Annotated in this window: 22 protein-coding genes, 1 tRNA gene and 2 pseudogenes; 8 read left to right on the top strand and 17 right to left on the bottom strand. The window is 47.2% G+C overall.

Features of this window, described 5'->3' with window-relative positions:
- Position 1: 1 nt before the first annotated feature.
- The 14 genes and pseudogenes from JCM12259_RS07810 to fldA all read right to left on the bottom strand — a co-directional run bounded on the left by JCM12259_RS07810 (position 2) and on the right by fldA (position 12,595).
- Complete coding sequence (locus tag JCM12259_RS07810; protein WP_025066039.1) at positions 2-415, bottom strand: PaaI family thioesterase; 414 nt, start codon at positions 413-415, stop codon at positions 2-4.
- A gap of 192 nt (positions 416-607) precedes the next feature.
- Complete coding sequence (locus tag JCM12259_RS07805; RefSeq protein WP_025066038.1) at positions 608-1,543, bottom strand: DMT family transporter; 936 nt, start codon at positions 1,541-1,543, stop codon at positions 608-610.
- Between the two features lie 147 nt (positions 1,544-1,690).
- Positions 1,691-1,761: transfer RNA gene (locus JCM12259_RS16520), tRNA-Cys, on the bottom strand.
- Positions 1,762-1,814: 53 nt separating this feature from the next.
- Entirely contained in the window at positions 1,815-2,009 is a 195-nt protein-coding gene (locus JCM12259_RS07800) for a FeoB-associated Cys-rich membrane protein (RefSeq protein ID WP_025066037.1), read from the bottom strand.
- A 4-nt stretch (positions 2,010-2,013) separates the two neighbouring features.
- Positions 2,014-2,400 carry a rhodanese-like domain-containing protein gene (locus JCM12259_RS07795; protein WP_025066036.1) on the bottom strand — a complete coding sequence of 129 codons (387 nt, stop codon included), beginning with the start codon at positions 2,398-2,400 and terminating at the stop codon, positions 2,014-2,016.
- Between the two features lie 128 nt (positions 2,401-2,528).
- A complete protein-coding gene (gene ligA, locus JCM12259_RS07790; protein WP_025066035.1) occupies positions 2,529-4,532 on the bottom strand; it encodes an NAD-dependent DNA ligase LigA in 2,004 nt (667 codons plus the stop codon).
- Positions 4,533-4,844: 312 nt separating this feature from the next.
- Positions 4,845-6,364 (bottom strand): annotated as a pseudogene (locus JCM12259_RS14490) (peptide MFS transporter).
- 4 nt (positions 6,365-6,368) lie between these two features.
- Positions 6,369-7,079, bottom strand: coding sequence for a porin family protein (locus tag JCM12259_RS07780; RefSeq protein ID WP_025066034.1), 711 nt, complete (start codon positions 7,077-7,079; stop codon positions 6,369-6,371).
- 30 nt (positions 7,080-7,109) lie between these two features.
- Positions 7,110-8,455, bottom strand: a pseudogene (locus JCM12259_RS14485) (PBP1 and LysM peptidoglycan-binding domain-containing protein).
- A gap of 197 nt (positions 8,456-8,652) precedes the next feature.
- Positions 8,653-9,105, bottom strand: a complete 453-nt coding sequence (locus tag JCM12259_RS07770) for an HU family DNA-binding protein (protein ID WP_025066033.1) — start codon at positions 9,103-9,105, stop codon at positions 8,653-8,655.
- 285 nt (positions 9,106-9,390) lie between these two features.
- Complete coding sequence (locus JCM12259_RS07765; protein ID WP_025066032.1) at positions 9,391-10,953, bottom strand: hypothetical protein; 1,563 nt, start codon at positions 10,951-10,953, stop codon at positions 9,391-9,393.
- 15 nt (positions 10,954-10,968) lie between these two features.
- Positions 10,969-11,193: a hypothetical protein gene (locus JCM12259_RS07760; RefSeq protein WP_025066031.1), complete on the bottom strand. Its 225-nt coding sequence runs from the start codon at positions 11,191-11,193 to the stop codon at positions 10,969-10,971.
- 513 nt (positions 11,194-11,706) lie between these two features.
- Positions 11,707-12,072: a DUF2023 family protein gene (locus tag JCM12259_RS07755; RefSeq protein ID WP_036888759.1), complete on the bottom strand. Its 366-nt coding sequence runs from the start codon at positions 12,070-12,072 to the stop codon at positions 11,707-11,709.
- Between the two features lie 28 nt (positions 12,073-12,100).
- The gene (fldA, locus tag JCM12259_RS07750; RefSeq protein WP_025066029.1) at positions 12,101-12,595 is read right to left on the bottom strand and encodes a flavodoxin FldA; all 495 of its coding nucleotides are present in this window, start codon (positions 12,593-12,595) and stop codon (positions 12,101-12,103) included.
- 316 nt (positions 12,596-12,911) lie between these two features.
- Here fldA and JCM12259_RS07740 point away from each other — a divergent pair, with 316 nt between their 5' ends.
- The 4 genes from JCM12259_RS07740 to JCM12259_RS07725 are packed head-to-tail and all read left to right on the top strand — an operon-like array spanning position 12,912 to position 16,873.
- The gene (locus tag JCM12259_RS07740; protein ID WP_025066028.1) at positions 12,912-13,574 is read left to right on the top strand and encodes an FKBP-type peptidyl-prolyl cis-trans isomerase; all 663 of its coding nucleotides are present in this window, start codon (positions 12,912-12,914) and stop codon (positions 13,572-13,574) included.
- A complete protein-coding gene (gene aroC, locus JCM12259_RS07735) occupies positions 13,574-14,650 on the top strand; it encodes a chorismate synthase (protein ID WP_025066027.1) in 1,077 nt (358 codons plus the stop codon). The genes JCM12259_RS07740 and aroC overlap by 1 nt, the downstream gene beginning before the upstream one ends.
- Complete coding sequence (locus JCM12259_RS07730) at positions 14,647-15,657, top strand: hypothetical protein (RefSeq protein WP_025066026.1); 1,011 nt, start codon at positions 14,647-14,649, stop codon at positions 15,655-15,657. Before aroC ends, JCM12259_RS07730 begins: the two co-directional genes overlap by 4 nt.
- 4 nt (positions 15,658-15,661) lie before the next feature.
- Positions 15,662-16,873, top strand: a complete 1,212-nt coding sequence (locus JCM12259_RS07725) for a GH25 family lysozyme (RefSeq protein WP_025066025.1) — start codon at positions 15,662-15,664, stop codon at positions 16,871-16,873.
- Positions 16,874-17,109: 236 nt separating this feature from the next.
- Here JCM12259_RS07725 and JCM12259_RS07720 read toward each other — a convergent pair whose 3' ends face one another.
- Complete coding sequence (locus JCM12259_RS07720) at positions 17,110-18,048, bottom strand: site-specific tyrosine recombinase (RefSeq protein ID WP_025066024.1); 939 nt, start codon at positions 18,046-18,048, stop codon at positions 17,110-17,112.
- Positions 18,049-18,186: 138 nt separating this feature from the next.
- Between JCM12259_RS07720 and aroQ the strand changes: the two genes are divergently transcribed.
- Positions 18,187-18,627, top strand: a complete 441-nt coding sequence (gene aroQ / locus JCM12259_RS07715) for a type II 3-dehydroquinate dehydratase (RefSeq protein WP_025066023.1) — start codon at positions 18,187-18,189, stop codon at positions 18,625-18,627.
- 14 nt (positions 18,628-18,641) lie between these two features.
- Positions 18,642-19,313, top strand: a complete 672-nt coding sequence (locus JCM12259_RS07710) for an O-methyltransferase (protein ID WP_025066022.1) — start codon at positions 18,642-18,644, stop codon at positions 19,311-19,313.
- Positions 19,314-19,412: 99 nt separating this feature from the next.
- On the opposite strand, the gene JCM12259_RS07705 is transcribed toward JCM12259_RS07710, so the two are convergent.
- Positions 19,413-22,238 (bottom strand): M16 family metallopeptidase, encoded by a 2,826-nt coding sequence (locus tag JCM12259_RS07705; RefSeq protein ID WP_025066021.1) that lies wholly within the window; start codon positions 22,236-22,238, stop codon positions 19,413-19,415.
- A 469-nt stretch (positions 22,239-22,707) separates the two neighbouring features.
- On the opposite strand from JCM12259_RS07705, the gene lplA reads away from it, so the two are divergent.
- Entirely contained in the window at positions 22,708-23,682 is a 975-nt protein-coding gene (lplA, locus tag JCM12259_RS07700; protein ID WP_025066020.1) for a lipoate--protein ligase, read from the top strand.
- Between the two features lie 5 nt (positions 23,683-23,687).
- Positions 23,688-24,782 (top strand): glycine cleavage system aminomethyltransferase GcvT, encoded by a 1,095-nt coding sequence (gcvT, locus tag JCM12259_RS07695; protein ID WP_025066019.1) that lies wholly within the window; start codon positions 23,688-23,690, stop codon positions 24,780-24,782.
- Between the two features lie 55 nt (positions 24,783-24,837).
- On the opposite strand, the gene JCM12259_RS17300 is transcribed toward gcvT, so the two are convergent.
- On the bottom strand, positions 24,838-25,017 hold a 180-nt coding region (locus tag JCM12259_RS17300; RefSeq protein ID WP_036888754.1), incomplete at its 5' end, for a hypothetical protein.

Raw genomic sequence — 25,017 nt, 5'->3', positions numbered from 1 at the left:
CTTATTGGGTAGGACGCACAATATAATTGGTCACTTGCACTGAAGAAATGAGATCGCCGGCACTGTCTTTGATCTCCACCTGCCATTGATGAAGCGTGCGCCCTTTGTGTTGCAGTCGGGCAAAAGCCGTCACAGTGTCGCCCTCCATCACCGCCTTGACATGACTTCCGCTGACGTTGATTCCCACACTGATCTCTCCCGGACAAAGTGCAAGCGATCCGACACCAGCCAAATTCTCGGCTAAGGCCAACGAAGCACCACCACTCAAGAAACCGAACGGCTGTCGGTTGCGTTCGTCTACAAGCATCCTGGCCATGCAAGTGTCGTCTTCGGGTGTAGAAATAAACTCCATTCCGAGCGCCGAAGACAAGCTCGGTCGTTTCTCAATCGTCTCTTTGATCTGTTCGATATTCATTGTATGATCCTCTGTTGATCCTCTTGCAAAGTTACGATATTTTGTCGAAAGTCGGAACGATCGTCATGAGATAAGTCCTAAGAAACATCTAAACGCCTTGTGATTAACGGTTAAACACTTCGCAACTAATGATTTTTCGCTTGATGAAAGACCATTGATTGCAAAGCACAAAACAAGCCCTTGCTAACTCACTCACAATAAGAAGAACAGCGATACGCCGATAACGGAAATAACTGCACCAATCACTCCCTTGACCGTGAGTCGTTGATAGAACATATAATAAGATGGAAGCAGAATGACAATGGGACTCATCGACATCAACGTGCTGGCTATTCCCGCCGCAGTATATTGCACGGCGACCAACGAAAAGCCTACACCCACGAGCGGTCCGCTGATCACTGCGATGATCATGGCCCACATTCCTTTACGATCTTGCATGCTGCGAACAAATGTTTTGCCCTCTCCTTTGAGCAGCAACCATGCTGTGAAGCAGATCAAACCAGTGATGCAACGAATGGCATTGGCACTAAACGGCAATAGCGGACCAATCTTCGGAAGTATGTCGACAGGCACTTCGGCGATGTAAGTTTTAATTCCCATCATGCCAAGAACCAATCCCAACCCTTGACCAACACCTGCTCCGATGCCGTAGAGCACACCTTTGAGCGGCAATTGGAGCGACAACCTACTGCTCTCTCCACGTCCGAGCACCGACACTGCAATACCGATAATGGTCACAGTCATGGCTATCAAGCTCTGCCAACTCAGTTTTTCGTCCATCAAAAGCCATGCAGATACAGCCGCATACATTGGCGACAGCGTGACAAGAAGCTGTCCGTAACGTGATCCGATGGTGAGATAACTGTTCAACAGACACCAGTCGCCGAAAAAGTAACCAACAAATCCCGACAGTGCGAGCCACATCCACGTGTCGGCTTGTGCATAAATCGGAAGCGGATAACCCACCAACACGCCAGTTAAAACACAAGATAAAACGCAGCCGAGCAGCATTCGCCACACATTCAACACCAACCCGCCCCATCGCCTGCCGGCAACTTCGCAAGAAAGTGCCGCCACCGTGAGTGAGAAAGCAACTCCCAAAGAAATGATTTCACCAATATACGCCATTATTTTTTCCTATTTATGAGGATTCATCCAATCCCTGGCACATCAGTTAGATGCACCGTATCAGAACTTGTGTAGGATGTTCTCGTAAACTCTATAACAACAAATCGGGAATCATCTTTATGAAAAGAGATTCCCGAATTTGTTTAGAGGTACCTAGCAGAGTCGAACTGCTCTACACGGTTTTGCAGACCGTTACCTAACCGATCGGCCAAGGTACCATTGCCAATTTTCGCTTGCAAAGGTAACTAAAATATCTGGAATGCCAAACATTTTATACCTTTTTATTTGGACATTGCCGTATTTTCTTAGCTCTTCCATGCTTTTTGACCATCTGATCATGCAATGCACAGCCGGAACAACCGCTGCATGGATCGCCTGCCGAGCGAATCGTGCGGCGCAATCGGTGTGCTATGTAAAACAGACATGCAGTGATAACCAATGCGATGATCACATACTGCCAAGCCATTTGTTTATTCCTTATCGACGGGAAAACCTGCTGATGTCCAGCCGATAATTCCGCCTTTCAGATTAATAACATCAAATCCTGCTGCAAGTAAGCGTTTCGCAGCGTTCAAAGAACGCTTTCCTGAACGACAATAAACGGCAATTGGCCGGCTCTTAACCAAGAGTTTCTCTGCCTTAGTCATAAAATTGCTCTCCAAGACATTGATATTCAATGCCCCATGGATCTTTCCTTCGGCATATTCCTCGGCTGTTCGCACGTCGACAAGCTGCACAGAATCGCGCTGAATCAAGCTGTGGAATTGAGCGGCATCCATCTCCGGAACTGTCTTTTGTCCGCAAGCCGATACTTGAAAACCAACCACGGACAATAATAACATCAATAGGTTCTTCATTGTTTTATACATATTTATAGCATCAAATTGTTGCATTGTCGTGCGAAATTACACAATCTTTCTGCATCGCAAATAATTTTTACCGAGATATTCTTATCAGACCGAATACGAAATGTCATGAAACCTCATTAAAAAACACTGGGAGTGACAGCATTGTCGGCTGAAAATCGTGTAAGAAACTGGTCTTCTGAAATGATCTCGATACCCAATTCTTTGGCTTTTTTATTCTTACCTGATGTGGAATTAAGATCATTATTGATCAGGAAATTGGTGGATTTACTGACGCTCCCGGCCACTCTCCCACCCTGCGACTCAATATAAGTCTTCAATTCCGATCGATTCTTATACCGATGAACATCGCCCGTGACAACGAAAGTGAGTCCTTGACACAGCTTGCCCGATAAAGACACAGCTTCCTGTCGGATATGAAGCTCAGACAATAAACGGTCAATCATAGAAGCATTAGGCGCCTTTCTAAACCATCGCACGATCGAAGCCGATTTCTCCGGGCCTATTCCCGGAATGTCGGCAAATACGTCCGGTCGTTCAGCCAGGCGAGCTTGCCGAATGAATTCATGCAGATCAAGTGCATCAAGCAATCGTTTGCAAACGTCGACACCACACATCGGAATCGTCAGCGCATAGAGAAAGTGACGTGCTTCCACATTTCGTGAATTCTCAATGGATTGCAACAACTTGCTCACCGATTGTTCACCGAATCTTTCAAGAGCCGCCATCTCATGAGCATGAACCTGCAATCGGTAAATATCTGTATATTCGCTGATCCATCCCAAGTTGATAAACTTAGCCAAGGTCTGCTCCGAAATGCCGTCGATATCCATTCCGGCTTTCGACACGAAGCGTGCAAACTTTCTCAATTGTTTAGCCGGACATGCCTCGTTCGTGCAATGCAGCGTGCGCGTTTCGCTGTGTTCGCTGGTCATAATCCGCGTATCCGACCCGCATACAGGGCAGTGATGAGGAATCTCCAAACTGCCCACCGTCTTACTCACCTTGATAACTTTGGGAATAATCTTATTAGCTTTGATAACTGAAAGACATGTACCGGGACCGCCGATACCCAATCGTTCGCATTCACTGATATTGCAAAGCGATGCCCGTTTGACCGTTGTCCCTTCTAATTCAACGGGATCGAACACGGCAACAGGCGATATCGTAGAGGCCGCACACGACCATTCGATATGATCGAGCGTGGTTTCGGCCGATTCATCTTGCCATTTGAAAGCCAATCCTGCGCGTGTGGCGTGATGTCCGGTGACCGATCCCGTAGCCGCAAAAATCGTGTCGTCAAAAGCGACGACAAGTCCATCGACGGGGAAAGGATTGTTGTGACGCGTCACTTTTTCGGTCCAGCGATCGATGACAGTTTGCACGCGATCTATCGTGGGGTTATTTATCAATTCATGTTCGACGGGTTTCAAACCTTGCGCTGCAAGCCAATTCATCTGCTCTCTCCACGAATCGATCTCCTCATCGGTGTGCACCAGCGTGAACGGAATCCATTGGATGTGACGCGGTCGCACCTCATCCACATCTTTCAACGTAAACGATCCGGCTGCCAGATTACGTGGATTGGCAAACGAATCATCGGCTTCCATATTATATTGTTCGAAATCTGCATAAGAAATCACAGCTTCGCCGCGGATCACCGTATGACCTTTGGCCTTAATGACAGGCAACAAACCTTGGATGGCAGGGGCCAATCGGGTGACGTTGGTACCGGCATGTCCGTTGCCACGCGTGACCACCTTGGTGAGCCGCCCATTGTCATAGGTGACGACAAGTGTCAATCCATCCAACTTCCACGATAGCCAAACGGGTTTTCCTTCGGCCCATTTCACAATATCTTCGGGTTGTTTGGTCTTGGCCAACGACAATGCTGGAAACTCATGCGCCTCTCGCTGGCCATTGCTTTCGCCATCGGACACATTTTGCGTAGGACTATCGGGCAACACGATTCCAGCTTCCTGTTCCAAGCGTTTGAGTTCATCAAACTTTGCATCCCATTCATAGTCGGTCATTTTTTCGCCCAAACCGCCATAGTAACTGTTGGATGCGCGATTGAGCTGATCAATCAATTGCCGCATGATCTGCACTATATCTTGTTCCATCGCACTAAAATTTTCCGCAAAGTTACGAAAAAATCTCTACACTTCAACGTCTCTTTTTCGGTTAAGACCAACCTTTCGGTTATCCGCATGACATGTCAAAAACTTACGATCCGATATTCCAATCTTTTCAATCAACGCTCAATTGAAACGCGGTTAACGGTCAATTGCGCTTTGATTAACCGTTGATTACATGCCAATCAACGGTTATTTGCCGAATTGTTTGTCGTTAACGTGAAGATCAGGCAAATAAAATGCCCCGAATGTCGACGCGTTGTCGCATTCGGGGCAATATCTTAAAGACGTGAAATCAGATCAGCAAACTCGCTCCAAACGTTTCATAATGATAAACATAAAGAGGGCTGCGAGGAAGCACAAACCGATGAGTAAGCCCCAGACAACGTAAAGTGACGCGTTGCCCCACAACAAAGCGGGAATACTGGTGAGATAATTTCCGATGGCTGTGGCTACAAACCATCCGCCCATCATCATGCCCTTGTATTTCGGAGGAGCCACCTTGCTGACGAAACTGATACCCATCGGCGACAACAATAACTCTCCAAACGTGAGCACGAGATAAGTGCTGATGAGCCAGTTAGGCGAAACAAATGTTGCAGTTCCGGCTGCCGTAGCTGCTGCTTGCTCCGCAGGCGAAGGTAATCCGATAGAACCAATCGTCATAATAACGAATCCCATGGCAGCCACCATCATTCCGTAAGCGATCTTGCGAGGTGCAGAAGGTTCCTTTCCGGTTCTTCCGAGCCAACTGAAAATAGCCATCGATACCGGTGTCAAGGCTACTACGAAGAACGGGTTGAACTGCTGGAAGATCGGAGCAGCAAGCTCTGTGGATTCGGGCAACGTGTTATATTTATAGATCAGTCCGCAAACAGACAGAATAACAACCAATGCAGAAATCAATTTTGCACGTGAAGTCTTGGCCTGGAACAAAGAGAAAAGTCCGTAAACAATGAATACCGTGAAAACGAGATTCATCACATCAAAAAACATACTGTCGAATCCTGTTGCGCTCTTAGCCACAAATTCGTCGGCAAAAAGCGTCAATGTGAGTCCGTTCTGATGGAAGGCCATCCAAAAGAAAACCACCACAGCAAAGACCAAAACGAGTGCAGTGATGCGTTCTTTGGTCTCTTTGGGTGTGAGTTCTGCCACATTCGTATCTGTCTTGACTGCTTGGCCCACCGACCCTTCAACATGTTTGAATGTGCGTCGGAATGTATAATAAATCAGGATGGAGACTATTAATGAAATACAAGCAACGCCAAAAGCAAAATGATAAGAGTCGTTCACGCTTACACCTAAATGATGCTGCGCATAATTCATGATACCAACGGCTGTGCTGGGAGCAAAGAGTGCACCAATGTTAATAGCCATATAGAAGATGGAAAAGGCCGAATCGCGCTTGCCGGCATACTCGGGCGAATCGTAAAGATTACCCACCATCACTTGCAGATTGCCTTTAAACAATCCTGTTCCGGCCGAAATCATCAGGAGTGCCGCACCCATTGCCAAAATGGCAACTGTGTTGGCGCCCAATGGCAAAGCAAGGTGAGATACCCCACAAACATCACGAGAATACCGGCAGTGACCATCTTGCCGTAGCCGAATTTATCGGCTAAAATTCCGCCGACGAACGGAAGGAAATAAACTAACGATAAGAATACAGCATAAATGTTGCCGGCAACAGCGGGCGAAAACCCGAAATTCGCCTTTAAGAACAAGACGAAGATTGCAATCATGGTGTAATACCCGAAACGTTCGCCTGTGTTGGCCAACGCCAATGCAAACAGACCCTTAGGTTGATTTTCAAACATAGTTTTATTTTTTGGTTTTAGTTAAGTCAAAAAGGTATGTCATCTTCAATACGATATTGCCGAAGTTGGATCGCCCAAAATAGTCGCGCTTACTGTCGCCGTAAATATTTCCGAGACCATAATAATAGCGGCCTTCCACCAAGAAATGTCCTACGCGAGGCACGGTATATTCCAATCCCAAGCCGGCAGCAATCCCATAGTCGAACTTCTTTTCAACTGCCATTGTGTCTTGTGCCACAATTGCGCTCGAACGAGCTGTCTTATTGCGCTTTTCAAAATCAAAATTCATGGAGGTAGACTCATTCAGATAAAGTCCGAATTGAGGCCCGAGATTGATAAAGAATTGTAATCCGCGACGCTCTTTACCCCAAGCCAAGTGAGCAAAGACCGGTATCTGTATATAATTAATGGTGCGGCTGTATGCTTCCGGAAGTCCGGTCGTCTCGTTGATGACGGGACCATTATTCACGTCCTGAATCTTATCTTTCCAACCGAGAGACGCATAATTCACCTCCGCATAAATCGAACAGATGGTGTTGAAATATTTCTCGCACACATATTTCAATGACACGCCCCCCGTCACACCGCCGTGCATCTTTTCAGGAATCGACGGACTGAACGAAACTGAACTCAGCACATAGCCGCCATTGAAGCCAATGGAGAAGTCACTGCGATGTTGTCCCACCTGTGCAACTGCATGAAGCGTGCAAAACAACGCTAAAAAAAAAGAAGAACTTACGCATTTTCAGTAGGCAATTGACTCTATCGTATGCTGATAGGTGTAGTGAATCAACATGAAATGACTGTTTTGCATTCCGCCCATTCCCACACGCTTAAAATTCATCGGCGACTGAAGCGCCCGATAAACATTCTCACTCTTCGATCCCTTAAATGCCGTGCCATATCGGTGGAATCCCTGCAAAAAGAATTGTGCCTGATCATATCCCGTAAGGGCAAAATGCGGCAAAGCATACAACATTTCTGCACCGAACCATCGACGATAACTATTCTCCAAATGACGAGTAGCCGCCGACAACGGATTATAATAGAAAGTCGTGGGAATATAAGTGTCGAACTTAAAGAAATTGTTGAGATTATATTTCGTATACATCAGCCATTCGGTATATCCAAACAGTGAAACGACTACTCCCGCACATTCACCGTGAGTCCGTTGATCTTAGCAATAGCGACATTCAACTCCGGCGAGCGTGCCGAATTCAAAATCACCACATTAGGTTGTGTCCTACTGAAAGCCTTAGAAAAATTCTCCTCGCTCGATCGTAAATTCGTGATACTATATTTCACGCCCCGTTGTTCCAACTGATTACGCAAACCCGAAGTGAAAGCTCCTTTCGCGCTCTCGGGATCATTGCAATCCACAAACACAGGATGATGTTTCGAGAATCTCGACACAAAAGCATTGATCGCCATCGTATTGAGCATATCAGCCGACTGATACACCTGAAAAATCTGCGGATTGTGTGCCACAGCATCGCCCGAAATAGAAAAAGGTATCACCAATTTGATCCCATTCGTCTTACAAAAAGCACTCAACGATTGCACTTGCGACGAATAAAGCGGACCAAAAATCACATCGCGATCCTTTGCATTCTTATCCGGCAAAATCGTGCGAATATCCGTATCCGCAGCCACATTCCATGCACGCACATCCGTAGAAATCCCCTTGCACTTCAAACTGTCACACGCCATCAACAAGCCACGATAATACTCCACCATCCTACGCCCATCACCATCCGCATTGTGCAGCGGCAACATCACACCAATTCTGATAGCCCGCGCACGAATATCACCCTTCTGAGTCGGTCTGGTTGCCGTTTGCGATGGAGCAACCGATTTAGCATAAGGAATAAACACATAATCATCCTTTTTCAGTTCATAGCCCGCCCCCTTCATCTCCGGATTCGCATCCATCAGTTCGGGCACCGTAATCCCATACTGCCTGGCAATGCTGAAAATCGTGTCTTTCTTCTTCACCTTATATATATCGCGCCACTTCGTGCTCTGTGCCGCTGCCACAAAGGCCACGGCAAACGTTGCGACAAACAATAAATATCTGAATGATAATTTCATACTATTTCCTTTTCGCTTGCAAATGTACGTAAAAAGGATGTAATCATCAAACGATTTCCATTTTTTTTGGATCAAACCAACCTACGATGCACACCCACCTACCCTCAACAAAGCAAAAGGGTGAAAAGAAGCACACCAGCATCTTTTCACCCTTTCACTCTTTCACCTTTTCACTTTTAAATCACTTTTTCACCTTTCTAAGGTTTAGGTTTCGCGGGCTTTTTCTTCTCTTCGCCTTTCCATTCCTCCCACTCGATCTCCACGTCCGACAGACCGCGGATGGCGCGTTTGCCGGCAGCGCTACCTGCGCCATTCTTGCTGAAACGCGTTTCGGGAATAAAGCGCACGCGAACGCCTGTAATCATGTTGGCCGTCACCTCTTTCTCGGTAGCCGCACCGCCTTTGGCAGCCACGGCGGTGAAATAGAACGTGCCGATGCCGTCGAGCTTTACCGATCGGCCTTGCGCCATGTAGTCGGCCATCACGTGAGCCAGCGCCGTGAGCACCGCCATCACGTCGGCAGGACTAATGGTCGATTCGTCGGCCAGCCGCCTTGCAATCTGAGCCGTCGATACGGGGCCGCCCACCAACACTGATTTGGGGTACCACCGGTTGTTGATCTTCATCAGAATCTTTTTCCAAAATGCCATAATTTTACATGTTTTGTGCCTATGGACGAAATCGAAACGAGGACAGCGGCTTGTCCGAAGTAGGACTTCACATCATCTGTCCTAGGACTACATCTCATCTGTCCTAGGACTAGACATCATGTGTCCTAGGACTAGACATCGTGCATCCTGGGACCACATCTCGGCCCTCCTCACAGCGCCTCCCATCCTCGTCCCTTTCTCGTTCATAAGCGGATTAATAAATATGTGAATTAAAATTGTTTCTCTGCTGATAGCTGCATCATATACTCGGGAGTTTTGGTAGTCCTATTGCTCTATCCCTAATGGGTTGCCCGAGTCTAGATTTCCACCGATAGTATAAGCACTTTTACCATAAAATTGAATGGTCGTGCTATTAAATTGGAACACAAAAGCATCCCTATAACCGAAAAAATGGTTGAAGCTAAAAGCATTGCTTGTCCAAAAATATCCTTGAATCCCTCTATCCGTCAATTTCCCTTCGGTATATTGCCCCATAGCGGGCAAAAAGAAGTAATCACCTGAATTAGCAGGTTTTCCCGTGGCAGAAACTGAGACAGAATGAGCAACGGGATTCTCAACGCCTCCATAGTGATAGCCATCGGAGCCGTTGGCATCAAGATACGCAAGGGTGTTGCCGGTTTCTGTGGCTATAACACTGATTTTCTTCATCCAAAGTCCGCCGGTATAAAGATGCCCTGCGACACTCCAGCAGCTGCTGTTATCCCAATGAGGTTTACCCTTATCCATATACCAGGTTAATCTGTTCAAACTAAAGCAGTCCTTACATGAATATTTTGCATCATCCAGACCGTAGCTATCATAACCGGGTTGTAAATAGCGAGGGTCTCCGCTTTTGGGGTAGTTGCTGTTGCTATCGCCGTTGAGCTTCGGTTGGACGCTTTCATAGCCTTTCCAATAATCCTGACCCACGGCGGCATCCCACATATAATATTTCATGTCACTGTAATCCTTAGGATTGATATTGGCCGTGAGCGGGTAGACGGTGTTCTCATCATACGCAGTTGAGGCGATGGTCTTGGTGATCGTTCCGCCAACGTTTGTCACAACGTCTTTAATGGTGTATTCGATGGTGAGGGCGTGTGTACCCGGGGCGATGACGGCATAAATGGCGTTGGTGCTCTGACTGGTGGCGGCGTTGTTGAGGGGGAAGCCGTTGGGGTGAGAACTGCCGCTGGTGGTAATGGTAATCGTGTTGGACGATCCGCTGCCAGTCAAGCCTGTATTAGTTAGCGTGTAGGTGCCGGCTATGTTGTTGTCTGCCGTGATCTTGATTTGCGAGATATAGGTGCTGACGAGCTTATTCGGCGTGCGGGGCAACAGACAGAGGTAGGATGCCTTATGGTCGAGGTCGAACTTGTAACTGTTGTCCGACTGTCGGTGGGCTATTGCTGTGCCGCAGTCGCCGGCTGCGCCGAGATGCTTGGTTGAGTTGGGTTCCGTCTGCGTTTGATTCGTTGCGATCGTCACTTGGTTATAGGCCGACGCATTCTGGCCGGGGTAATACACTTCTACGGTCGACGTCGTGTAAGCCTTCGACATGCGGAAATTGGCTGTGGCCGACTTGCTCGTGATCTGGGCCGTGCCCGTGGCTCCGTCGGCCGTCCAAATCTTGTCGCTCGGCTCCCAGAAATAATCTACGGTTGTGCCGCCAGGCAGTGTCACGTCGAGCGATGTGCGGGTTTTGACGGCGCTGCCGCCGACGAAGGTCATGCCTGCAGCTGGTGCTTCAGGATTGGCTTCCGGCTTTGTTGTTTCTTCGTTCGCGCAAGATGCCGTGAATAGTGCGAGTGTTGCGGCGGCGAATATTGATGCAATGTTTGTCTTCATGTTGTTTCTAATTAATTATTCGTTCCACAATTGATAATTTCTCTCTTCTGCGGGGTTGGGGTCCTCCTCCTCTTCCTCAAACCATCCTTGTTTGGCGTCGCCTCCGCCGCCACCCACGTGGCCTTGGTTGTGGCCTCCGTTGAAATGAGAACCTGTCGACAGCAGTGACTCTGCGTCGACTGGATTGATTGTTACTGCGGGCTTCGCATAAGCCCATCTCTCTAATTGTTTTTGTTTCATAATCGCTATGTTTTTGAGTGAATAATTCGTGAAAATTTCCCCCTTGCCGTTGGCAAAAGGACATGAAAAAAGGAACAAAGGGAACTCCGAGAAGCCCTTTGTTTATTGGGGATTAGTCGTCTCCCCTCGCGCGCGCGTAGGGTGAGAGTGAAAGGCGTTTATGCCAGGTAAGATGTGTGTGTTAAGACTTTTTCCGAGATATGCAAATATAAACCGTTAAAAGATGCAAGAGAATTGGAGTTCTTTTGCATCGCGCTGTTGTTTATATTTGTTTGTTTAATCATCTCTTTTTTGTTCAGACCCCAACCCCCTAACTTAGGGGGCGAAGGCGAAGAATCGGCGGCAAAGGTAAATAATTAATCTTAAACGTGCAAATGTTTTAAAAGAAAAGTGTGAGGAATATGTGCTCGGTTGATCATAAACAGCAAGGGGTCAGCTTCACAGCTAACCCCGGCATTATACAAAAACATTATGAATTACATTTAGCGAACAAGATCTAATGTTTATCCTAAATTATACTGCGTTTTCGCACGAACGACACTTGCGTTCACAATAACGCTCGCACTGCGCGCAGATATCATAACCGAGCATTGCACCCAAAATGAAATCCTCTTCGGGGCTAAGCTGGTTGAGCGGGCGCGTTACCATCATCCTGATTGTATCCAAACACTCTTTTCGACCGAAGAAAAGATTCATCCGATCCGTGCCCACCGGTTGGATGATATAGTCGATATGCTGATGCGAGAGACGCTTAACGGCAAACTTTTCGTAGCGTCTGTTGGCAGTATAGAGCACCATTCGGCGCACGCCTTTTTGATATTCGTATATGTGATTCATCAGCACTTTCATGTCGGCTGACATCAAATCGGTCTGCATCATACGACTATACGATTAGGTAATCGGCTCTTTACAGAGCAGGTTTGATGACTTCGAGCCAAGCGTCAATACGTCCTTCGGTTTTGTCGTCTTCATTGACATCATCGAGAGCGAGACCCACGAACTTATCATCTACAACGGCTTCGCTGTCATCGTAAGTATAACCGTCGGTCGAAACTTCGCCTACCAATGTTGCGCCTGCATCCTTAGCAGCATTGTAGATTTCAGCCATCGCACCGCAGAAAGTATCTGAATAAGATTCGGAATCACCACAACCGAATACGGCAACGGTTTTGCCTGCAAGGTCAGCAGCTTTCAATACGTTTAAGCCATCATACCAATCGTCCTGCAACTCACCTGCTCCCCAAGTGGAAGTACCCAAAAGGAGGTTATCGTTGGCAGCAATAACGCTGGCATCGAACTTTGTAACGTCGATAGCTTCTACACCTAATTTACTTGCAATTGTCTCTGCAATGCTCTGACATGTTCCCGTAGAGGAACCGTATACTACAATTGTTTTTTTCATTGTCTGTATGTTTTTAGTCAATTATTTTCTTAACAACGCTGCAAAGATACTGACTAAACAAAAACGACACAATACCTAAAAATAGGGATTTTGATAAAATACCTACGAATAAGTATGCATCGCCCCGTTTCAGCTTCGCTTTTTCTTTCATTACAAAATACCGTTAATCACCATGCAACTAATGCTTAATGACACGACGAAAAAGCGTTAATCAAAAAGCCAAATACCTACAATCAGTGACAAATTATCCATCGCCCCCGTTGCATCTCCATAAAAATGCGTACCTTTGCACATCAGATCAATAACCGAATAACAAATGGACAATCAACCCAACAAGTTTATTGCCGTGGCGTATAAGCTCTACACTATCGCCGACGGCAAACAGGAATTAGTGGAAGAAGCCACAGCTGACAAACCGTTTCAGTTCCTCAGCGGCTTCAATATCACTTTGGACGACTTCGAGAAAGCCGTCAGCGGACTATCCAAAGGTGAGAAATTCGACTTCAATCTCACTCCCGAAAAAGCCTATGGAACCTATTCTGAGGAGCATGTATTGGATTTAGACAAGGCTATTTTCACTATAAATAATCATTTCGATCATGAAAATATCTTCCCAGGAGCCGTTGTTCCTTTGCAAAACGAGGACGGGCATCGCTTTAACGGACGCGTACTCGACATCTCGGAAGACAAAGTGAAGATGGACCTTAATCATCCGTTAGCCGGTAAAGAACTGCGTTTCGAGGGCGAAATCATCGAGAATCGCGAGGCCACCAACGAAGAAATTCAAAACATTATAAACAATATGCACGGAGAAGAAAGTTGTAGTTGTGGTTGCGGGCATCAACACCATGACCACAAAGAAGGTGAAGATTGCAGCTGCGGACACCATCATCATGACCACAAAGAAGGTGAAGGTTGCAATTGTGGACACCATCATCACGACCACGATCACGAATGCCACTGCGGGCATAAACACTAATGCGCAACACTTTCGGCACGCTTTTAACACTCACAACATTTGGAGAGAGCCACGGTGAAGCCATCGGAGGCATCGTTGACGGTTATCCGGCAGGCATCGATATTGATTTGGAGTTCATTCAAAACGAACTTAATCGACGTCGACCGGGGCAGAGTTCGCTCACTACGAGCAGGCAGGAAACCGACTCGGTGGAACTTCTCAGCGGCGTATTCGAGGGGCAATCGACGGGCAGTCCTATCGGATTCGTCATCCGAAACAGCGATCAGCACAGTGGCGATTATGATGACATGCGCAACCTTTTTCGGCCTTCGCACGCTGATTTCACCTACTTTCAAAAGTTCGGCTTACGTGATTACCGCGGCGGCGGACGCTCATCGGCCCGTATAACCGTGGCCCGTTGCGTGGGCGGAGCATTGGCTAAGCTGGCCCTAAAACAACTCGGCATCACCGTCAAAGCCTATGTCTCGCAAGTGGGCGACATCGCCATGGAACACGGTTACAGGCATTACGATCTCTCAAAGACCGAGACCAACAGCGTACGTTGCCCCGATCCCGAGACGGCCGAACGTATGGCAGCCCTCATTCTGCACACAAAAACAGCGGGAAACACAGTCGGAGGTATCGTTACCTGCATTATTCAGGGTTGCCCTGTGAGCTTGGGCGAACCCGAATTCGGTAAACTTCACGCACAACTTGGCGCCGCAATGCTGGGTATCAACGCTGCAAAAGGCTTCGAATACGGTGATGGTTTCGATGCTGTTACGCATTTTGGCGATAAAGAAAACGATGTCTTTACCGGCGAAAACGGTCGTATTCACACCGTGACCAACCACAGCGGGGGCATCCAAGGAGGTATTAGCAACGGCGAAGATATTTATTTTCGCGTGGCATTCAAGCCCGTGGCAACACTTCTAATGCCGCAAGACACTGTAAAAACAGACGGCTCTCCCACCCGATTCAAGGCTCACGGGCGCCACGATCCATGCGTGGTGCCCCGCGCAGTGCCCATTGTTGAGGCAATGGCTGCAATGGTTATCCTTGACAATTACCTGCGAAATAAGGCCACAAAGCTATGAAAAGACATCGCAAAAAGCTGATTTACAGTATGCTCTTTGCATTGATCCTCATGGTGTCGGGCATCTTGGCATGGTTTTCTTTCAGGTATTCCGACACGGAAATCATGCGTTGCACTGCTGTGATCGAGATAAAATCGTATGATGAAATCAGCATTGATGGACACCCAAAACTGTTCGTCGGCAACATCAATTCGGCTTCTTCGCTCGCTCATGCCACGACAATCAAAGACTCATTACACAAAAACGTGCGTTTCAATGCAGGCTTTTGGATCAACCGTTGTATGATCCTTCCCTCCTGTCAAGGGCATGTTGTGACAGCGGGAATCCCCTCACCACTCGCCCGAAGCAATGATTCCGCAGTGACAAACCACGTGATTCGTCAACTTAAAACCATCTTTACGGCCCATCACGACAGCCTAATCAGTATCGCAGATGAACTTAATTATTATCTCCGTGTACACGGTGTGCAAGACGAAGGATTTCATACCATCTCGCAATATGCCGCTAAGCTACGCCACGAACAACAACGGACGGACAGCGTTTTGGCTGTCATCAAACGACTGACAGCACAATCCAAGATTACGATTCACCGCCGGACAACCTACACCTTATTATATTATGGTAACGGACAAACGCCGCAGCGAATAGCCGCTAAGCTGATCCGGCGAAACGACAAAGACAAACTCGCCCTGTTGCAAACCGTTGACCAGCATACGCCCGACGGTATTTGTGCTGTGAATTTGCTGCCTTGGCACCAACCGATAATGACTGTCGTCAAAACAGTTAGCCATCCGGGACTCGCACTCCAGCTTGCTTCGCCAGATTCGATATGCCCCGGAAACATTACAGGAATCTATCGGCAAGGGCGCGTTTATGGCCTTCCGAAACTATTGGTTGCAGATGGTTCACCTTTGTTTTCAGCCAACGGAATTTATATCGGTACGCTTTCTGGCGGTCAACTCATCAGCCGTAGTCGCGTAACTCAGTTGTCTGAGAAAGCAAAATAAGGGTATGAAGAAGTTTTATCAAGGGCTAATCACCCTGTTGCTAACGGTTTTTCTCTTGGCATGCAACCATGAAAACAAACACCATGCAGCTCGTTTCGGCACACACATTTATGGTCGAATGCACTATAATGGTGAGTTGCATAACGACCGATTCAACGGTTATGGTGAGCTCAGTATCGGCGACAGCCTCATTTATTCGGGGCAATGGCGGGCCGGAAAACGCTATGGTCGCGGACTGACGCACGACAGTTTGGGTCGCACTATCGATGGAATCTGGCACGCAGATACACTCATCAGCGGTACACGCCACGACGTTTCAGGTATTTATATCGGACAGATGGATCGGCGAGGAATGGCCCACGGGCACGGCCGATACATCTATACCAACGGCGACACGTATGAAGGCAGATGGCAAAACGACCGCCGCGATGGGTTTGGGTTCCTCCTTTCGGCTCACCACCACATCAAAGCCGGTGAATGGAAACGCGATAAATACTATGGAGAACGCGTGCTTTACACCTCAGAACGCATCTATGGCATCGATATTTCTAAATATCAACACATCGCCGGTAAGCGTCGTTACGCCATTCATTGGAATCGAATCCGCATCGCGCATTTAGGAACGATCAGCCGAAAACGTGTCAACGGAGCTGTCGATTACCCCATTTCGTTCGTCTATATCAAGTCGACCGAAGGCAAAACAGTGCGGAATCCATATTATTCGACCGATTATCGGCAAGCCAAAGCCCATGGATTGCACGTGGGTAGCTATCATTTTTTCTCCACATTGAGCCATCCGGCCGTCCAAGCAACCTATTTTCTGCGGCACAGTCACTTCCGAAAAGGCGACTTTCCACCCGTTCTCGATGTAGAACCGACACCCAAACAGATCAGCAAAATAGGTGGTCCACAAGTGCTTTTCAAGCATATCCGCACGTGGTTACGCATCGTTCACCGACGAATAGGCACCCGCCCTGTGCTGTATGTCAGTCAGATGTTTGTCAACCGATACCTGCCGCTGGCCCCGGACATCAAAAAACAATACGACGTTTGGATTGCCCGCTACGGCGAATACAAGCCCGACGTACGCTTGGTGTATTGGCAACTCTGCCCCGACGGCCGCATTCGGGGCATCCACGGAGAAGTGGATATCAGCGTTTTCAATGGCTTTCGTCCTCAATTCGACGAGTTTGTGCGCAGCAAAACGATACCATAAAACAAATGCCCGACAGTCAGCTTGTCGGGCATCATTATTTTTTCGCATTTCAACTAACCGTTAATTGCAACACGACTAACGGTGAGTTGCACGACGATTAACCATTAGTTGCAAAGGGAATTGGAACAAATGGTCAGGGAACAACTTGCGAGAAGATGAGTAGTAAATAATGAAAAGGTAAGCAGATTGGGAGTAATAATTTTTTACTACTCATCTCCTCGCGACTTGCTTCTTGATTACTTATGCCTCATCTCCTCGCTCTTTCTTACTCGATTACGGGGATGATGATCAAGGATTTCCTGTCGGAGCGTGGTGGTATCGATGTGCGTATAAATCTCGGTGGTGCTGATGTCTTCGTGTCCGAGCATCGCTTGGATCGCGCGCAGATCTGCGCCGCCCTCCAAAAGAGCTGTGGCAAAAGAATGACGAAACGTGTGCGGAGAGATCGTTTTGGTGATACCGGCCTCCAAAGCCTGGCGTTTGATCATGATGAGAATCATCGTTCGGGTGAGATGTGAACCGCGTCGGTTGAGGAAAACATAATCTTCCTCGCCGGGTTTGATGTCCATCCGACGGCGATCTTCAAACCAAAGATTGAGTTCATGGATAGCTTTGGGCGAGATGGGAACGAGCCTTTCTTTACTGCCTTTGCCCAAAACACGGATGAAACGATCGTTGAGAAAAAGATTGGAAAGCCGGAGATGAGTGAGTTCGGACACGCGCAGGCCGCAGGAAAACAACACTTCGATGATCGCTCTGTTGCGATGTGCCTCGGGTTTAGACATGTCGAAACTCGCTTCGAGCATGTCTACTTCGGCCGTTGAGAGCACTTCGGGCAGGTGTTCGCCTAATGTGGGCGACTCGAGAAGCTCTGTCGGGTCGACGGTGAGATAGCCGTCGAGCAGCAGAAAACGATAAAACGATCGAATTCCGCTTATTATTCGTGCCTGTGAAGAGGGTCCGATCCCTAATTCATGAAGCGTGGCAGCAAAATGTTGGAGATCTTCGAGTTTGACATCGAGCACCGGGAGATTTTCCCGATTGAGATAATCGAGAAGTTTCCAGAGATCGCGCTGATAGCCGTCGATGGTGTTCGGCGAATAATTTCGTTCGAGTTTGAGATAGCGCAAATACTTTTTTATGATCCCGCTGGCGTTATTTCCGTCTGTTTTCATCTTCTGTTTACGTTGAAATGCAAAGTTAAGGATTTTCTTGGAAAGGGTCGTTTAGGGTGCGAAAAAGTGTAGATTGCGGTTTGGATTTTGAAAAATTGTACTAAATTTGCTGCCTAAACGAATCATTCAGACACGAAAATGAAGATACAGATTATCAATGGTCCAAACCTGAATTTGCTCGGAAAGCGCGAGCCTGGGATATATGGCAGCGAGTCGTTTGAATCTTTTCTCGAAGCTTTGCGCCAACGATTTGTGGACGTTCAGATCGATTTCTACCAGAGTAATGTGGAAGGAGAATTGATTGATAAGATGCAAGAGGTGGGCTTCGAATACGATGGCATTGTATTGAATGCGGGCGCTTATACACACACGAGCATTGCCTTGCAGGATTGCATACGCTCCGTGACATGTCCGGTGATTGAGGTTCACATATCGAACGTGTATCAACGCGAGTCATTTCGGCATCATTCGATGATCAGTTGTGCCTGTATCGGCGTGATCGCTGGATTCGGATTGGAATCGTATCAATTGGCCATCGAGTATTTAACCACCCGTGTTTCGCGTCCGCATCGGGCATAATAAAGAGGTAAGCTATGATAAAGCTCACAAAAACCGATCCGCTTTCGGAAGATCAGGAAGAGGCTCTCGATGCTTATATCCTCGCCCACAGCGATCCCGAAAGCGATTATTTGCATCGGCTTTATCGTGCAACAAATATCCACACGGTGCATGGACGAATGGCAAGCGGGCATTTACAAGGGCGTGTTCTCAAAATGTTGGTCACGATGATCAAGCCTAAAAACATCCTCGAAGTGGGTACTTTCAGCGGCTATAGTGCCATTTGTTTGGCCGAAGGATTATCAGCGGGCGGCCAAGTGTGGACATTCGAGATCAACGATGAGATGGAAGATTTCACGCGTCAGTGGTTGGAAGGGAGCGCGGTAGCCGATCGAATCAATTTCATAATCGGTGATGCGAATATCAAAGCACCGCGATTAGGCATTACATTTGATATGGTTTTCATCGACGGAGACAAGCGTACATATCTCGATACTTATGAAATGGCACTTTCAATACTGCGTCCCGGTGGCTATATCTTAGCCGATAACACGCTTTGGGACGGTCATGTGATCGACCGTTCGTATGATAACGACCGACAAACAAGTGGTATCGAACGTTTCAATGACTTTGTTGCGACCGACAGACGAGTAGAACGCGTCATCCTTCCATTGCGCGATGGACTGACGATTATCCGTAAATTATAAGATAATAGCATCAGGAATACAAACAATTAAGGAGTTAAGTCCCATGTAAAACAAATGGCTTAACTCCTTAATTGTTATATCCTCAGTTCCTCAAAACTATCATTTCTTGATTTCATCCGGCAACATTGTTACCGTAACTCGATTGTTAGCAGTGAGGAATTGTTTCATAAACGCAGAGATACTCTGTGGCGTTTGCACACCGACAAGTCGTTTATAATCAGTGTGAATATCGATTCCGTATTTGCGATACATATCGATCACGCCCGCCCAATAAGCGTTGGTCTTGACTTGATCATCGTTTTGCTTGAGCATATATTCCTTTACTTTGGTGAGCATTGAGGCATCGCAACTTTGTGCCAAAGCCGGAACTTCGGCACGCATAATATCCAATGCCAGTTGCTTTTTCTCTGGTTTCATCGGGCAATAAGCCAAAATGACGGTGTTGTGATAGTCGTCTTGAATCGAAGCCGAGCCATCTGCGCCGCACGAATAAGCAGCACTGGCATCTTCACGGATCTTTTTCAAGTAAACCATACTCAGCACTTGACCGGCAATGTCGGCTTTAATAGCATTTTCAAGTGTATAAGGAAGCTGCTCGTTATGCCATATCATATACGACATAGCCTTAGGAGTCTCCATCTTACGAACAAACTGATTGTCGATGATTCCTGCTTGCATCACACGTGTGCGATGACCTTTGACGATCTTCCCTTTGGCCGGAAGCGCTGCAAGATATTGACAAATAAGCGGCCGAATGGTTGCATCGTCATAGTTTCCGATGATCGTGAAAGTCCAACCGGAAGCATTTGCCGTACGTTCCTTAGCCATTTGAAGAATGCGATCATAATTGATGTCTTTCAAACGAGCCGTTGTCAGCGGAGCCAGTCTCGGATTATGACCATAGAGTGTGGCTGTAAGCGAATCGCTGAAAGCCGCATCCGGAGAGATGGAACGGTTCTTCAACGATACTTTCAACTGACTGATAAAGTTGTCATAAGCCTTTTGATCCTTGTTGATTCTAGTAAAATAGAGGTAAACCAGCTGCAACATCGTCTCCACATCCTTAGGTGTTGCATTGCCGCTGACACCCATATACTTGCTGTCCATTGTGAGATTAGCATTCGCAATCTTACCGGCGAGCGCTTTTCCAAGCTCTGTACTCGAAAAGTTTGCAAGTCCGCTGATACCGATAACATTGTCAAACACATTCGCATTAATATAATCAGCCGGGCCATAAAGCGAGCTTCCACCTTCGCCCTGACCTGAAAGCAACACTTGATCTTTCTTATAATCGGTCTTTTTCAGCACCACACGTGCACCATTCGACAGTGTGAGTTCCGAATAACCAAACTTAGCATTCTTCACTTCTTTGGTTATTCGCCCGGCTTTCGGCTTCGTTGTGATCAGCGGTTCGTTCTTCACATGATCCACATAAGCCTCAATTTGCGTAGCGCGTGCATCTTTCACGGCTTGCAACAGGCCTGCTTTCGTGGGATAAACATTACCTTCTTTCTCGTTGTTGAAGTTGACAATGACCATATTGCTATCGTTAGCAGGCAACAACTCTTTGATATATTCGTTGACAGCTTCAAGTGGAATGTTGGGCACGAGTTGCTTCATCGTCGTGCAATAATAATCGATCGAAGGCATCGGTTCATTGGAAAGGAAATTGCCTTTGCATTCAGCGTAAAACTGAGAACTGTAACGCTTGTCGCGATTGCTGTACATCTTGTCGATCGCACTCAGCATATCAGCCTTGTAACGACTGTATTCCGTGGGCACGAAACCGTATTCGGCAGCGCGACGAGCCTCGATCAGCGCTGCTTTCAGCGCCGGAGCCACCTGTGAAAGATCCTTGGGCGTAACCGAAATAGTGAAAGCATCCTTGGTCTTAGCGAAGATATAGCTGTCATCCGATGCCGAAGCATCCACAAACGGGCAGTCTGCCTTTTGCGAAGCCTCATTAAATCTCTGATTGAGCATGCTCATTGCAGCACCCTTCACATAATTATTGACCAAATAAATCATTGAGTTTTTCATCTCGTCGGGGAACACATCATGCTTGAACATGATGTCGACAGCGCTGGAAGTTTGCTCTTTGTCCTTATCAATAATCACAATCGGATCAGCTGTATCGGGCACAGGCTCATCCACAATGGGCGCTGCATTCGCAGGATTTTTCAGACTTCCGAATAGTTTTTTTATCTCGGCTTCAACATGATCCACATTCACGTCGCCCACAACAATAATTCCCTGGTTGCTGGGATGATACCATTTCTCATAATAAGCACGCAATTCCTTCGGTTTGAAATTGTCTACGACACTCATCAATCCGATAGGATAACGCACGCCATATTTGGAATTCGGATAGAGCGCAGGCAGATTGCGTTCAAACATCCTGCTGCTTGCACTGGTGCGCAAACGCCATTCTTCATGAATCACGCCGCGTTCCTTATCAATCTCCTTAGGATCGAGTGTCAAACCGGCAGCCCAATCGCGCAGAATCAGCAGACACGAGTCAAGAGCGCTCTGACGCGTGGTGGGCACATTATCGATATTATAAACCGTCTGGTCGATAGCCGTATAAGCATTCAAATCGCGGCCAAACTGCACGCCGATCGACTCGCAATAACGGATGAGTTCATTGCCTTTGAAATGATCGGTGCCGTTAAAGCACATGTGTTCAAGGAAATGTGCCAGTCCACGTTGCGCCTCATCCTCTTGTATCGAACCCACTTTCTGAGCGATATAGAAGTTGGCGCGATGTTCAGGCCAGTTATTGTAACGGATATAATAAGTCAATCCGTTGTCTAATTTACCGATGCGCACGGCCGTATCCACGGGTATCGGCGGCATTTGCGTCTGTGCCTGCACCAGCGAAACCACTGCCAGCAGGGCCACAATGAGTAGATTTCTCAATCTCATAGTTTACTGTTTTATAGATTTAAACATATTGAATAATCGTCGTTTTCATCCTTTCGCTCCTCTGTCTGACCACTCTCGGTCTCGCAAATTCACATTTAATAATGCGCACAAAGATAAATACTTTTTTTTGAAACGACCTCCCTTTGTTCGCAGAAAATTACAAGTCGCATTCCAATCAATGATTAATCGGCGTGCAACTAACGCTTAATCGCATAGCAACTAACATTTCTTTGGCACGCAACTCAGCGTTACTTGGCAGACAACTAAGCAACTATTGCAATAGCCTTATTGGCACAACAGTTCGCGACAACAGAGCAAGCGCCCCACCCCACTCCATTTCGCACGCTGTAAAGGCTGGCAACGCAACTCGCTTTTTACCCTTTTCAAAAAGTATCTTAAAACCTTGTGGTTCCTCATCTTTATTTACTACATTTGCACGAAAATTACACTGACCCGACCAATTTGAATCATGATATACGTTGCTTTGCCATACGATCAACCCAGACGAGCATCTTTCTATCTGTCCATGGAGGAGCATATCGCACGCCATTTCTATGAAGACGAATACTTCTTTATGTGGCAAGTAGAGCCTCTTGCGTTAGTGGGCCGAAACCAACTGATAGATACCGAAATCAATCTCGACTACTGCAAGAAACACAACATTGATGTGCTGCGCCGTAAAAGCGGTGGAGGATGTGTCTATGCAGACATGGGAAACGTGATGTTTTCGTATGTGACGAAAGATGAAAATGTGAATTTCACTTTCAATAAATATCTGACAACGATTGTGCGGGTGCTGAATCGCTTAGGTATCGACGCCGTCGCAAGCGGTCGGAACGATATTCTCATCGATGGGAAAAAAGTGTCGGGAAATGCTTTCTATCATGTGCCGGGGCGGAGCATCGTGCATGGAACAATGCTATACGACACCAATATGGATCACATGATGGGCAGCATCACGCCGGCCAACGAGAAGTTGATCAGCAAAGGGGTGCAAAGCATTCGTCAACGCATTGCTCTGCTGAAAGATTATACAGGCATTTCGCTGAGCGAATTTAAGTCGGCTGTCAGAGAAACGCTGTGCAACCAAGAGTTGAAACTGACTGATACCGACATCGAAGCCATCAGTGAGATCGAGAAAGAGTATCTTTCGCCCGAGTTTATCTATGGAAACAACCCGCGATATACAGTCATTCGGCATCGCAGAATCGAAGGCGTGGGAGAATTTGAAGTGCAAATCGAACTGAAAAACGACACCATCAAGGCGATTAATATGATGGGCGACTATTTCCTCACGGGCGATATAGACAATCGTTTGCTGACACCTTTGAAGAATGTCCGCCTGAATGAAGAGGCCATTGCAGCCGCATTGCCCGACCGAGTGGACGATATCATTATGAACCTGACTAAAAAAGACTTAATCGAATTAATCATTAAACCTTAACAAATATGGAGAATAAGAGAACTTGTCTTTACGACAAGCACGTGGCATTAGGTGCACTGATGCAACCGTTCGGCGGATTCGACATGCCGATTCAATACACATCTATCATCGACGAACATCAAGCCGTGCGCGAGCATTGCGGTGTTTTCGACGTGTCTCACATGGGCGAAGTCTACGTTACGGGCAACGACGCAGAGCGCTATGTGAATCATATTTTTACCAACGACGTGACACATGCCCCCATCGGACAAGTGTTTTATGGCATGATGCTATACCCCGACGGAGGAACTGTCGATGATCTGCTTGTCTATAAGATGGGAGAAAATGAGTTTTTCCTCGTGATCAATGCGGCCAATATCGACAAAGATGTGGCTTGGATGCGTCAGCATGCAGAGGGATTCGATGTAGCCCTCGATCATTGTTCGGATTATTATGGACAGCTGGCCATACAAGGCCCCGAGGCAGAGAGCGTCGTCGAGACCGTGCTCAACATTCCTTGCAAGGATATGGTGTTCTATACGGCCAAACCGATCGACAACAACGGCGAAACGATCATCATCAGTCGAACCGGCTATACGGGTGAAGACGGATTCGAGCTATATGGCTCGCACGATTTCATCCGCTTGCAATGGGACAAGCTGATGGATAGCAAGCGCTGCAAACCATGCGGTTTAGGCTGTCGCGACACGCTGCGCTTTGAAGTTGGATTGCCGCTCTACGGAGACGAACTCAGCAAGGATATTTCTCCCGTAATGGCAGGACTGGGCATGTTTTGCAAGTTAGACAAGCCCGAATTTATCGGTAAAGAAGCGCTCATCAAGCAGAAAACCGAGGGCTTCGGCAAGAAACTCGTAGGCATCGAACTGAAAGATCGCGCCATCCCTCGCCATGGTTACCCTGTCTGCAAGGATGGGAAGCAGGTGGGCGAAGTCACCACGGGCTATCATTGTCTGTCTGTCGATAAAAGCGTTTGCATGGCTTTGGTGGATTTCGAATATTCCAAACTGGGAACAGAACTCGATGTCCAGATCCGTAAAAAGGCTTTTCCGGGTGTCGTCGTCAAGAAAAGATTCTATGATAAACATTATAAAAAGGATTGATAAACGACTCAACAAGTACAAAAATCTTTGGTCTCCACCTTTGCAAACCGGTGTATCACGTCGTCGGAGATTCTTTTTGCTCCATGCAGCAGGTGCGTGAGCCCATCGGAGATTCTTTTTGCTCCATGCAGCAGGTGCATGAGCCATCGGAGATTCTTTTTGCTCCATGCAGCAGGTGCATGGCCTCATCGGAGATTCTTTTTGCTTCATGCAGCAGGTGCATGGTCTCATCGGA

Origin of the sequence: Hoylesella enoeca JCM 12259 (assembly GCF_000613405.1) — a bacterium.
Taxonomy (GTDB): Bacteria; Bacteroidota; Bacteroidia; order Bacteroidales; family Bacteroidaceae; genus Prevotella; species Prevotella enoeca.
This window is presented reverse-complemented; position numbering and strand designations above follow the sequence as displayed.

Coding starts and splice junctions, on each gene's coding strand:
- JCM12259_RS07730 (WP_025066026.1), top strand. CDS start 14,647: ATGAAAAGACATCGCAAAAAGCTGATTTACAGTATGCTCTTTGCATTG.
- JCM12259_RS07805 (WP_025066038.1), bottom strand. CDS start 1,543: ATGGCGTATATTGGTGAAATCATTTCTTTGGGAGTTGCTTTCTCACTC.
- JCM12259_RS07725 (WP_025066025.1), top strand. CDS start 15,662: ATGAAGAAGTTTTATCAAGGGCTAATCACCCTGTTGCTAACGGTTTTT.
- JCM12259_RS07705 (WP_025066021.1), bottom strand. CDS start 22,238: ATGAGATTGAGAAATCTACTCATTGTGGCCCTGCTGGCAGTGGTTTCG.
- JCM12259_RS07710 (WP_025066022.1), top strand. CDS start 18,642: ATGATAAAGCTCACAAAAACCGATCCGCTTTCGGAAGATCAGGAAGAG.
- ligA (WP_025066035.1), bottom strand. CDS start 4,532: ATGGAACAAGATATAGTGCAGATCATGCGGCAATTGATTGATCAGCTC.
- JCM12259_RS07720 (WP_025066024.1), bottom strand. CDS start 18,048: ATGAAAACAGACGGAAATAACGCCAGCGGGATCATAAAAAAGTATTTG.
- JCM12259_RS07800 (WP_025066037.1), bottom strand. CDS start 2,009: ATGGCTTGGCAGTATGTGATCATCGCATTGGTTATCACTGCATGTCTG.
- JCM12259_RS07740 (WP_025066028.1), top strand. CDS start 12,912: ATGGACAATCAACCCAACAAGTTTATTGCCGTGGCGTATAAGCTCTAC.
- aroC (WP_025066027.1), top strand. CDS start 13,574: ATGCGCAACACTTTCGGCACGCTTTTAACACTCACAACATTTGGAGAG.
- fldA (WP_025066029.1), bottom strand. CDS start 12,595: ATGAAAAAAACAATTGTAGTATACGGTTCCTCTACGGGAACATGTCAG.
- JCM12259_RS07765 (WP_025066032.1), bottom strand. CDS start 10,953: ATGAAGACAAACATTGCATCAATATTCGCCGCCGCAACACTCGCACTA.
- JCM12259_RS07810 (WP_025066039.1), bottom strand. CDS start 415: ATGAATATCGAACAGATCAAAGAGACGATTGAGAAACGACCGAGCTTG.
- aroQ (WP_025066023.1), top strand. CDS start 18,187: ATGAAGATACAGATTATCAATGGTCCAAACCTGAATTTGCTCGGAAAG.
- gcvT (WP_025066019.1), top strand. CDS start 23,688: ATGGAGAATAAGAGAACTTGTCTTTACGACAAGCACGTGGCATTAGGT.
- JCM12259_RS07795 (WP_025066036.1), bottom strand. CDS start 2,400: ATGAAGAACCTATTGATGTTATTATTGTCCGTGGTTGGTTTTCAAGTA.
- JCM12259_RS07755 (WP_036888759.1), bottom strand. CDS start 12,072: ATGATGCAGACCGATTTGATGTCAGCCGACATGAAAGTGCTGATGAAT.
- lplA (WP_025066020.1), top strand. CDS start 22,708: ATGATATACGTTGCTTTGCCATACGATCAACCCAGACGAGCATCTTTC.
- JCM12259_RS07760 (WP_025066031.1), bottom strand. CDS start 11,193: ATGAAACAAAAACAATTAGAGAGATGGGCTTATGCGAAGCCCGCAGTA.
- JCM12259_RS07770 (WP_025066033.1), bottom strand. CDS start 9,105: ATGGCATTTTGGAAAAAGATTCTGATGAAGATCAACAACCGGTGGTAC.